The organism is Ruminococcus flavefaciens ND2009, from assembly GCF_000621785.1.
Lineage (GTDB): Bacteria > Bacillota > Clostridia > Oscillospirales > Ruminococcaceae > Ruminococcus > Ruminococcus flavefaciens_C.
The window spans coordinates 356823-368488 of record NZ_JHXI01000007.1 but is presented as its reverse complement, the minus strand read 5'-3'; the positions used below and the strand labels follow the sequence as shown (position 1 = coordinate 368488).

7 protein-coding genes are annotated in these 11666 nt (G+C 43.4%); 2 read left to right on the top strand and 5 right to left on the bottom strand.

All coding sequences use genetic code 11. From position 1 onward, the window contains the following. Positions 1–235: 235 nt before the first annotated feature. The 4 genes from T488_RS18510 to T488_RS0101740 all read right to left on the bottom strand — a co-directional run bounded on the left by T488_RS18510 (position 236) and on the right by T488_RS0101740 (position 7692). A complete protein-coding gene (locus T488_RS18510) occupies positions 236–1453 on the bottom strand; it encodes a leucine-rich repeat protein (RefSeq protein ID WP_051536128.1) in 1218 nt (405 codons plus the stop codon). Between the two features lie 324 nt (positions 1454–1777). Continuing rightward, a complete protein-coding gene (locus tag T488_RS0101750) occupies positions 1778–2071 on the bottom strand; it encodes a hypothetical protein (protein WP_028519309.1) in 294 nt (97 codons plus the stop codon). A 465-nt stretch (positions 2072–2536) separates the two neighbouring features. Next, entirely contained in the window at positions 2537–4753 is a 2217-nt protein-coding gene (locus T488_RS20055) for a cohesin domain-containing protein (RefSeq protein ID WP_028519308.1), read from the bottom strand. 8 nt (positions 4754–4761) lie between these two features. Then, positions 4762–7692, bottom strand: coding sequence for a dockerin type I domain-containing protein (locus T488_RS0101740; RefSeq protein WP_028519307.1), 2931 nt, complete (start codon positions 7690–7692; stop codon positions 4762–4764). 381 nt (positions 7693–8073) lie between these two features. Between T488_RS0101740 and T488_RS0101735 the strand changes: the two genes are divergently transcribed. Both T488_RS0101735 and T488_RS0101730 read left to right on the top strand, forming a co-directional pair. Then, complete coding sequence (locus T488_RS0101735) at positions 8074–8610, top strand: VanZ family protein (RefSeq protein WP_028519306.1); 537 nt, start codon at positions 8074–8076, stop codon at positions 8608–8610. A gap of 405 nt (positions 8611–9015) precedes the next feature. Next, on the top strand, positions 9016–10368 hold the full coding sequence (locus tag T488_RS0101730; RefSeq protein ID WP_028519305.1) for a hypothetical protein: 1353 nt from the start codon (positions 9016–9018) through the stop codon (positions 10366–10368). Between the two features lie 695 nt (positions 10369–11063). Here the strand turns inward: T488_RS0101730 and T488_RS0101725 are convergent. Next, positions 11064–11243, bottom strand: coding sequence for a hypothetical protein (locus T488_RS0101725; RefSeq protein WP_028519304.1), 180 nt, complete (start codon positions 11241–11243; stop codon positions 11064–11066). Between the last annotated feature and the right edge of the window lie 423 nt (positions 11244–11666).

The following is an 11666-nucleotide window of genomic DNA, read 5'->3' as shown; positions in this document are numbered from 1 at the left end:
GGTTCTCCCTCAAACTCCCTTCCTAAAACTTTTAGCATTAAATTTAGCCCCAGAAGGGCGCTCCTGGTAATATTACCGATTATTACATTTATATGGAACGCCCTTCTGGGGCTAAATTCAGTTATAAAGTCTTTGGAAAAGGGGTTCGGGGAAAGAACCTTTCCTCAGAAAGGTTTGTCCCCGATAATTACCTATAAACTTCTATATAAGCACCGCCCTTAAGCCGGGCGTTTGTTTATTTGAGTTTCTTCATATATTCTTCCATTGACATAGGAGTTTCTTTTGTAGTCGATACATATGCGTAGTACGAAAGAATATTGGAAGCATCTACTGCATTAATTAATCCATCATGATTTACATCTGCCGCAAGCTTCTGTTCCTCATCATATCCACCATCCTGATTTGTTGAGATCATAGCATAATATGCAAGAACTGATGAAGCGTCAACCGCATTAATATACTCATCAGAGTTAACGTCTCCAAGCTGAGCTAATGTTTTGAATGTATAGTTATACTTCTGAGCATATTTCTCAGCCGTAGAACCTTTATATCCCTTAATTACTCCACTGAACTTATCGTTTTCATTGGTAAAGGTATTGGCTCTGTCATATATTTTAGCGTCAGGATTCAGGATAAACACCTCAGAAAGAGCAGTACACTTGATAAAAGCCTGCATACCGATACTCTCCACGGAGCTTGGTATAGTTACAGATTTCAATTGCTCACACCCATTGAATGCATTATGACCTATCTCGGTCACGGTTTCGGGAATGGTCAGCGAGGTTATCTCTGAACAGCCCCATGCTGCCTGATCGCATATTTTATTCACGGTCGATGGGATAACAACGTCTCCCGAAAGCTTATAGAACACATTAATGAGCAAACCGTTTATTATTACGAACGGAGTATCAATGCTTCTCTGAGCTTCAAACCATGGCGTCCCAGAAAACGCTAGCGCACTTATATTCGTCACGGATGCGGGTATAGTAACATTGCTAAGCTTTTTACAGCTCGAAAAAGCACTCGTACCAATATTGGTTACTCCGTTCGGAATGACTACTGATTCAAGTGATTTGCAGCTCGAAAACGAATATGCGCTAATAGTCTTCAGCGTATCCGGAAGCGATAATGAGGTAAGGTTATTGCAGTTATCAAACATACCCATACCTATACTTGTAACTCCATTGCCGATAATAACATTCTTTATCTCGTCACTGTATTCCTTCCATGGACACGGATTTGAATCTAAATCTTCATTCATATCTCCTGTACCGCTTACGGTCAGAGTACCGCTGCTGTCAAGCTTCCATGTTAAATTCTTTCCGCAAGTTCCGCTGTCAACTACTGATGCTGCCTCTGCTGATAAAACAGCAGGCGCACCAACCGGACTAATGGCTATTCCAAATGGAATCACAGCACATAGAAGAGTTGCTATTATTCTTTTACATTGCATGATATACCCCCTATTCAACATCCAAGAATTTCTCTATAACATTATCCATAATTCTGTCAACCATTACATATGATTCACCGGATTCTGTATCAACTATCATTATATCAAGTAATCCAGCAGCAGCTTTTACTTTACCCTTATTATATTTGGACGTGTTATACTTGACACTTACGTTTTTTGATAGCATATGTATGCGGTTGACGCTTACTTTTCTCAATAACAAAGTGCTCTCCGTAATATATACAGAGAGTACTTATCAGTGTTATGAAATCAGTGCATTCTTAAATAATCTCTTTCAAAGCGGCGTGCTTGATCGGATCTTTATCAGCAGTATGTCACGCGGCCAAATATATCAACCAGCTTATTTCCGTAAACCTGTCCGCAAACGGAGCATTTTCTGTCATATCTTATCCAAAACAAGGAACAGCCGGTAAACTCATAAACCATATGTTCCCCGCAATGATGGGGCGAATAGCCCGGATTCTGGTTGATCGTTGCTGCAGAAGCAATCAAAGTGGTGGTTTTGTCTTTTGCTGAACCCAATGCAAAAACGTTTCCTGTGATGACGAGTGTGAGTGCCATTGTAATGGCAGAAAGCTTTTTAACGAACTTTTTCATAAATCCACCTCTAATACTTTATTTTTGTTAGCCTATTCAACATCATTTTATGTTGAATTGTTCTTATTATACCATTTGATTCACGATATGTCAATATATTTATATATCATTTGTTGACAAAAGGCAATCGCACAATCAGGCAGGACGGAGATCAGTGCGCTGTGCACGGTTTCTGTGCTGCTTTCAACTAATCAGATGCAGCGTAACCAACCTCTGAACGGCAGCGGATGACGATTCGGAGATATGCCCTGGGCAATCCGTTCTGAAACGGCAGTTTCTGACACAGTAACCCCAATGTTAACATCAAGGATCGCTGGGCAGAGTTCGGCGATCCTTCTTGTATTAAAACCGTATTATATTTGACGCTTATGTTTTTCGGGGCATAATGCCCCGATTCGCTTCTTTTTATTTATAAAAAAACTGACTGATGTCAGCTGTTTAAGCCTTCATCAGTCAGTTAGCAGGTTATTTCTTTTTCATATATTCTTCCATTGACATCGGAGTTTCTTTTGCAGTCGATACATACGCATAGTACGCAAGTATATTGGATGCATCAACTGCATTTATTTTTCCATCATGATCAACATCGGCAGCAAGCTTCTGCTCCTCGGTATATCCGCCTTCCTGATTAGTGGATATGCGGGCATAATATGCAAGAACACTTGAAGCGTCGACCGCATTGATCTTTCCGTCATTATTCACATCTCCGAGAGTATAATCTGGTTGAGTTACTGGTGATGTAGTTGTTGAAGTAGTTTCATTTATGTCTGTAACAGTTGTTGTTGTGGTTTTGTCATTGGAAGTAGTCGTTGTAGTGGTAGTTGATGATGTTGTTGTTTTATCCTTGGTAGTTGTAGTGGTAGTTGATGATGTTGTAGTGGTTTTATCCTTGGTTGTTGTAGTGGTAGTCGTTGATGTTGTAGTGGTTGTAGTAACTACATTTGCTTCTTCAACGAGAACTACAGTATTATCGTTACTGCCGCCACTTGTGATCTTACCGTTTTCGACAGTAAATGTTATAGGATCTGCAACATTGTATCCGTCGGGAACTGCCAATTCCTTGATAGTGTAGGTTCCGTCCTCAAGGTCGACCTTGGTTTTCTCTTTTCCTGAGATCCATACAAGACTTGCTCCGACACTGTTGATTGCTGTACCGCCGTTTCCGACTTCAATCTGTCCATCCTTGAATACAACAGGATCTCCGTTGACGTCTTGTCCTGTTAAAGACATTTTGACGCCCTGAACCTCGTTTTCTCCGGAATCATCTACATTACTTACATAAATGGCTGCAAGTTTCTGAGTTGTTGTAGTTGTCGTAGAAGGAACCTGAGCAGTAGTGGTTGATGTTGTAGTTTTATTTGCAGTGGCTGTGGTAGTAGTTGAAGTAGTTGACGTTGTCGTTGGCTTGTTTGTAGTGGTAGTTGTCGTAGTTGAAGTGGTTGATGTAGTGGTAGTCTTGTTTGTAGTGGTAGTTGTCGTAGTTGAAGTCGTTGACGTTGTCGTTGGCTTGTTTGTAGTTGTGGTGGTAGTAGTTGAAGTGGTCGATGTTGTAGTCGGTTTGTTTGTAGTTGTGGTGGTAGTAGTTGAAGTGGTTGATGTAGTGGTAGTCTTGTTTGTAGTGGTAGTTGTTGTAGTTGAAGTTGTCGATGTTGTAGTCGGTTTGTTTGTAGTTGTGGTGGTAGTAGTTGAAGTTGTTGATGTTGTAGTCGGTTTGTTTGTAGTGGTAGTTGTGGTAGTTGAAGTCGTTGACGTTGTAGTCGCAATATGCTCAGCAATTGTGATCTTACCTGACTTGACAGTCGCCGGTACAGATTCCTCTTCAAAGTTTTCTACCTGCAGGTTGCCAAGCATGATCTCATATACTCCTGCTGCAGCACTTTCATTCACCGTAAATTCCAGTGTGAACATATCGCCGGTCTCAGCATAATTCTTCGCTGCGGTAAAATTACCGAATGCAATACGATACCAGCCGCTGTTATTGATCGCCGCAGAACCGGCATTTGGTACTTTGTCGGCATACACGATCTTCGAGAGCGTCAGTACTTCGGGATCCCAGGTCAGATCAGCAAAGCCAACGATATACCCCGGATTCTGAACCGCCTTGACAGGTACGCTGACTTCAGTATCCTCGCCGAGTGCTGCTTCTGCGCTGCCGATTTCCATAGTCAGTGCTGCAGGATTTACCGCGTCGCCGGTGAGTGAGACAACACCTGCTGTCTGAGTAACATCGATACGCTTGATGTCCTTATCGATAACATCTGCCTGATCGAGGAAGATCATATAATCACCTGCGCCTGCGCTTGCAGCGACTTCAAAAGTCAGCGTGAAGAAAGTACCGGTGCCGATGAAATTCTCCGTAGCGTAGTCATCGCCGAAGGACAGGCAATAACTGCCGTCGCTGACGATCTCCGCAGAGCCGTTGTCGGGAGCGCGTTCAGCACTGAACTCCACATTTGTGAGCGTCAGCGCATCACTGTCCCAGTTTACATTGATGACACCCGAGCCGTAGCCGGGATTTGTTTTAGCGGTGACAGGCACCTTGACCGTCTCACCGGCTTTAGCTTCGGCGGTGGCGCGCCCGATCTCAAAATCGAGCGCCGCTACCGCGTGGACCCGCTGCGGCAGGCAGCAGAACACAAGTGCTGCTGCCGTGAAAAGGGCTGTAATTCTTTGTATTCTCATAGTTCGCCTCACTTATAAATGACTTTAATACCCGATGAAGCAAGTGCGGTATTCAGCGCATCGGTCAGACTGATAGCCTGCGCTTTTGTGAGCCCTTCCTTGATGACTGACGGAGCGGAATTGAGCATCGTCTTCGCTTCTGCGAGAGAGGGCACTGGTTCGCCGCAATCCTCCAATGCCGTCCTCAGCGCCTTGACGGAATCAAGCTCATGCTCGGTGTCATAGCTTTCGAGGATCACCGTCCATGTCTTTACTTTCTCAGCGCCGTCTAATGACACATCAACCTCAAGGCCGAGCTTTTTCAGCTTTTCGGCGGCGAGGAGTGCGCTGTATGAATCCATGCCGGTTCTGAGCTTATAGGGCAGCGCTTTCTTGGCGTCTTCAAGGGAGAAATCGTCCAGACCGAGGATCTGTGTGATCGGGTCCGCGCCATCGGAAGCGCTGGCTTTGTAGGTACCCATGCCGTTCAGCGTGACCGTACAGCCGATGTCGAGCGGCGTGCTGTGGTAATACTCCTTTGTGCCGTCCGAATATTCGCAGACGCAGTAAATATGGCCGCCGGTTTTTGTGAACAGTGAATCGATCCAGCCGTCGCTATTTATATTTTGCCATCTATCACAGTCTCCGGCAGATAATACGATCGGAAGCATGGCATGAAGCTCCTCGGCGGAGAGTTCTTTGTATTGGCTGTATCTGTTGAGGAGGGTAACAATGTTGTCCGGATCGCCGCTCTCAGCCTTTTCGAGGTCTATATCGTCAACAATAACCATATAGCTTTCGGGGTTTTTAACGGTGACGGGGTGGTCTCCGTAGGCGTAGAGATAACGCACCTTTTCGGTATACCACGGAGCATAGATAGGCTCACTGAACTCCAGCCACCAATAAGAGTCACCCATGTCATACAGCTGAACAGGCGTATACACTTTTAATCTATCATTGATATAATCAGTTCCGAACCAAATTCGCTTATCATGCGGTTTTCTGCAATCGGGTTCATGCATATTATACTGATACAGATTCAGAGCAACTGCGGGAAGATATGTTCCGTCCCTACGGCAGATCTCATATTTGTCACTTCCTATATCGCTGCGTGGGATAAGACCAGAAGGTATTCCCTTATCCGCGTCATCGAGATTCCGCCAATAATAATTCATACAGCATTTGTATTCCAACGGTTTTTTTCCGCAAACGCCATTGTAATTAATTTCGCCAAATTGATAGGAATCCGTGCTTGTGAAGACCTCCGCGAAACCGGTGGGATTTCCGTCTTTATCCAGCTTCAGATAACCGCAATTCCACGTTGCATCTCTCGTACCGATTATCTCCCCCGAAAAATCCGTATCTACAATCGGAGCAGTCGGTACATCCGCAAGAGGATTCAGCGGCAGTTCAGCACCCGAAACAGTCTCTTCGGGCAATTCCTTAAAGGTCGGCGCTTTGCAGCCCCAGAGTGCCAGCTCCTGCGCGCCGTCACGATACCAGAAGAACGATTGTTCTAAAATACCGCCTCTCCGTATTTCGCTATTTATTATTTGCGAAGTAGGTCCCCCACCTGCATATTCAAGGAGATTCGGGGTTGTAAAATAAGTTTCGTGGTCAAAGTTCCAAGGATTGCCAAAGACAGCAGTTTTGGAATTACCGTTCCGGTCGGTGACGATACAGCGCACATAACCGTAGCAGTGAACAATGTCCTCGTTCTCCTTCATCGGGAAGCGGAGATGCTCCGTACCGAGACCGAGAGCGCCGGATTTCTCCGAAATCGACACAAAGCCCTTGCCGGCAAGTGCCTGCTCGAAGGTCGGAGAGAGCTGCCAGTCAAAGAACAGCGGTCCTTCACCGGTTGCATCCACATAGAGGTCAAGGTAGTCGCCGTAAAGTCCGCTTGCAGCATAGGGTGAACAAACCGGCACATTATAGTCATAAATTGTTTTGGTTGACCAACTAAAAACTGCATCTTCCGGATATTGACCGGATACAGTTTCCTCAAAAGTTACACGATGTTTTATCCATTCAAACCCGTTGTGTGTCCAGTAAATCAGCGGATAACGGAAATGTTCAAACTTTTGGTGCGTAAAGTCGATCGTCAGTCCGTAGTTTGCGTCCTCGTCCGGGTCAAGGTAAATATCGCTGACCGTCAGCTCACCCTTGCCGTACCAGCGCACCACATTGGAGGTCAGCTCATAGCCGTCAAAATCGGTAATGACACAGCGGTACTTTCCGACGCTCGTTGCGCCGTAGCCCGCACCGTAGCTCTCGCGCTGAACGCGCCATTCGCCAAGCACTTCTTTCTCCCAGTGATAAGTGAGATTTGTACCGCCCGCTACCTCCACATGGAAGTTGTCGGCGCCGTCGACCGGCTGCGTCTTGATGATCGGGTGGATCGAGCATTTGGTGTTCTGAGAGAGAACGGTCACGCCGTCATCATCGGTGATAATACAGCGGTAGTTGCCGCCCTTTTCGGGGACATATTCCGCCTTTGTCGCACCTGATATGTCCTCACCGTTGTACGACCACTGGTAGGTGTAGGGAGCTGTGCCGCCTGCCGCCTTGACGGAAAGCTTTGCGTCCTCGCCGTAGTCGATCGAAAACGGCTCCGGTTGTGCGTCAATGCGCAGAGGGTCCTCCTCGGCAAGGGATATGGGCTTGATGTACTTGTCGTAGCCGTCCCAGCCTACGAGATAGCGCAAGAGGATCGTGACGTCCTCTTTTTTGATCTCGCCGTCCTGATTGAGGTCGGCAGCGTCCTTGTCGATCGTGATACCGTCCCATTTAGCGACATAGCGAGAGAGCGCCACACCGTCCGATATATTCACGGTACCGTCGGCGTTGACGTCTCCCAGCGTCTTGACCTTTGCTGCTGATGCCGGCATTGAGAATTGCAGCATCGCAGGAAGCATCAACACGGCTGAGAGAATTGCAGATAGTCGTTTGTGTTTCATATACAGCACCTCCTGAATTTTATGTAAATATTTTGATCTTAATCTTTTCCTTGACCGTATATTTTACCATTTTAATTATACCAGTTAAGTGCTATTTTGTCAATGATGATGGTTAGAATCCGTCATCTTGTTAAGGATGAATACTATGTAGTACACTTGACTTCATTACATATTCTTTGCTGACAAAATATACCTCCCCAAGTAAACAACGGGTTTATACGTATGAGTGAGTAAATCCGGTAGTGAATCCTTTGCAGTATTCCCTATATGTATCCTTGACTTTGGGCGATAGTGCAGTGTATAATATGGATAGTAAGCAGGTTAATATGATAAACACGGGATTTATCAGCTATCTGCTAAAGGAAGGATGCGGTAGTGACTATGATCGAGATTTCCTATCTACAGATGTTTATTTTTATAACTCTCATTTGGATACTTGTGCGATTCATAATTGCGATCAGATTCAAGAAGTTTTCGGTAAAACGCGAACTCCAGATGCTTCTTGTATACATATGCATTGTAGTTATTGCAAGATTTGTATACTTTCCGTTACATTTTGTTGACGGGAAAATAGGTACTCTAACGATTGGATTTTCAACTACATTGTCTGACATGATAAGTTTAATCCCGTTCTTTTTTCTCTTTGACAGATATGATGGATGGCTTATCAATATTATCGGGAACATAGCAATGTTTATACCAGTAGGAATAGTATGGCCTATCTGTTTTAGAAAGCTTGATAATATCAAAAAAACTGTGTTTGCCGGTATTTGTTTTATTATCTTTATTGAGCTTTCCCAGTTGTTATGTCCCGAAAGACATACAGATATTGATGACGTGATACTAAATACAAGCGGTGTTTTGATCGGAGCGTGTATTTTATTTGCTATACGAAAAAGTCGTAATGATGTGCCTTAGTGTAAAATATCTGAATGCCGCCACTGATGGGCGGCATTCTATTTATCTTACATTGCAATGAATTCATTTGGCGATTTATAATACTCCACTGCCTTTCTCAAATACCATATTAGTCAGTGCTTTCTCAGCTATGGAACTGGGATCTCCGTCAGGGCGTATCCATCCCTTTACGTCTTCCCTTTTTTCTTTTTGTGAGGAACGCGGTCAGCATTTCGTCGCGTATATGTGCATTTCGTCGCGTATATGTGCATTTCGTCCTAAAAAAACGACCTTCTGTCGAAAAGTGTTGATTTCAGATTTTCAATGTGCTAATATAAAGTTGCACTGAAAAAGTACAACGTCGACGTTACAAACGAGCAAACAAACTATCAATAAAACTGAATAAAAAACATGGAGGGAATCACTATGAAAAAAATTACAAAAGCTATCGCAGCTTTATCAGCTGCCGCAATGATGCCGTTATCTTCAGGCATGACCGCATTTGCTTATAAAGTCGATGAAACAAATTACAGCGACTACTATAAGAATGACAATACCTATCATTTCGATTATGACACCAGAAAAGATCCATCAAACGATTTATCAAACGGTTCATCGGGATATGCGTGGAATAATGAATATTATCAGAAGAATATGCCTGTACTTACAAAGGATTTCTTTGACACACAAACGACTATCCCGCTGTCTCTGCCGACTGTGGACGGTCATGCCAACACCGGTGTCAACCATGTTCTCGGTCTTCTTTCAAAGAGTGCAGCAATATCCCCTGCAATAGCAGATACAAAGAAATATGTGGATAAGTTATATTTCAAAAATTCTAAGTGCGGAATAATGCTTGAGTATCAAAACTACTCATGGGATGATATTTTTGTGGAAGATGAAGAAACTGATCCTTACCTTTCATGGGATGATATTATTGAGGAAGATGAAAATGAAAACGATGGATTTGATCCTTTATATGACTATTGTCTCAAAATGATCGATGAGCAATCTATAAAAGACAATGTGCTTAAAAATTTTTCTATGGGTACCTATAAGCTTGACAGCACAAAGATGTACATCACAGGCGATATATATCTGAAGAATTACTACATAGCAGGTATGTACCTCAGTAGTAACGACGGCTCAGCATCCTTTGATACTCCTGTCCTTGAAAGGAATCCCGATGGCATCGGTTTCCGTACAAGGATAAGATTCCGTGCTGAAAATCCTTACTATGACAGGTATGTTTCATTCGGATACGCGCCGGGAAAGAGAAGCTTCAACATTTTAAACAATGTAAATATCAACTACGTCTGCGGCGGGATCAAAACACTGGAGACTAAACTGTTTGCAAGAAGCGTGACTTTGGATCTGGACAAGACTGTTGATCACAGAAACTTCTACACCTGCATTATCACTGGCTCTTCTCCATATCATATAACCCTTCTGGAGGGAAATACAAAGAAGGATTTCCTGAATAATAAATTCTTTGCTGCTAAGTTAGACGGAAATGTACTCAACATCTGCCTCGGAAAGAAAAACACAGGTATTTCTGCACCGGGCTGGACTTCCAGCAGCAAAAACCAGCAGCTTGATGCAATGCTGAAGTGCGGTTATGGATATACACTGAAAAGAAGTACATGGGTATCAGATCAGCTTAATCAGGTTGTAAAGGTACGCTTCTACCGTGATGCCAATACATCATCTATGGGTACATTATTAGCTGAGTACAGTCCCGATCAGGTAAAAGAGCTGCTCAAATCGGGAAAGTATTGATTCTCTGAGCTTTGAGAATGTGTTTTCATATTGATTTATAATCGTCATAGCTCCCGCATTTGCGTAATGTCATTAAGCTAAGAAAAAGTAAAATAGTCACAGGAATCAGAAACGAACCTGTGACTATTTTATGTATATAATGCAAATATTCAAAAAAAATATTGACAAAAAGCCAAAAATCTGCGACTACGCCAATTTGATTTATCCTAACTATAATCCATGCAATTGTATTGATCGTGATATTACTGGACATGACGGAGATCTTTATATCTCCCCAGAATATTGATGAATATTTGCAAAGATTCTCCCCTATTCAATTAAGAGATACTGCTAAAACTATAGACCTCAAAATGTCTTGCATCAACAGTGATCATTCCGTTACATTCAGCAAGGACTTTTTGTCCTTATAATGGCAAAATAAGGACACTTTTCTGTTTGGTTACATAAACAAGCGTTCCTCTTTGTTGGAGAAACGCCTATTTATAGCAATTTGTTAAGGGAGACGAATGAATATCGTGATTTCCTTTGCGTTAATCCGGTAGGTGCGTTAATAACGCCGGACAGTATAACACATTACTTCATAAAACTCCTCGACGAAAACGAGCTTCCGCACATAAGATTCCACGAACTCAGGCACTCCTGAATTGGGAGCGCCTGCTTATGTTATATATGCTTTTTTATATTGGCATTATGTATTAATACAACTTGAAATCATACTCCTGAGGCTCGGTTATGCCTATTGTGATATATCTTACCTTACCATTCAGGCATTCCGCTTCCTGCCCCAAATACCAGCCTTTAACACACTTGCAATGCTTTCTGAGAGCTTTTGCGGCAGCTTTCATAAGTGTATCTGATATTTCATTTTTATCCATGATTGTAAATTGTCCGTGTATCAGACAAGATCCGTCGACGGTGAGACAGCTTGGCAAAAATCCAACAGATGAACAGCTTGAATCTGTTATGCCGTGGAGTGAATCATTGCCTGATTTTTGCAGACAGGAATATGATGAAATAAAACGGTGAATAGATGTACATAGATAAGTCCCGGATATTTGATAATTTCCGGGACTTATTTTGGCGAAATATATGCTCTGAATAAATGGCGGTTACGTTACTTGTTAAGTTGATTGAACCGCCGTGTACCGAACGGTACGCACGGTGGTGTGAGAGGTCGGCGGCTTATTTGCCGCCTCCTACTCGATTACATAGTGGTTGGGTGGGGGCGCTTACGTTTGTTTTTACTGTGGTTCGAGTTCAGGCTCACTTGTTGTGATAATGTCCTCATTCTCAAATCT

Coding starts and splice junctions, on each gene's coding strand:
- T488_RS0101725 (WP_028519304.1), bottom strand. CDS start 11,243: ATGGATAAAAATGAAATATCAGATACACTTATGAAAGCTGCCGCAAAA.
- T488_RS0101730 (WP_028519305.1), top strand. CDS start 9,016: ATGAAAAAAATTACAAAAGCTATCGCAGCTTTATCAGCTGCCGCAATG.
- T488_RS0101740 (WP_028519307.1), bottom strand. CDS start 7,692: ATGAAACACAAACGACTATCTGCAATTCTCTCAGCCGTGTTGATGCTT.
- T488_RS0101750 (WP_028519309.1), bottom strand. CDS start 2,071: ATGAAAAAGTTCGTTAAAAAGCTTTCTGCCATTACAATGGCACTCACA.
- T488_RS20055 (WP_028519308.1), bottom strand. CDS start 4,753: ATGAGAATACAAAGAATTACAGCCCTTTTCACGGCAGCAGCACTTGTG.
- T488_RS18510 (WP_051536128.1), bottom strand. CDS start 1,453: ATGCAATGTAAAAGAATAATAGCAACTCTTCTATGTGCTGTGATTCCA.
- T488_RS0101735 (WP_028519306.1), top strand. CDS start 8,074: ATGATCGAGATTTCCTATCTACAGATGTTTATTTTTATAACTCTCATT.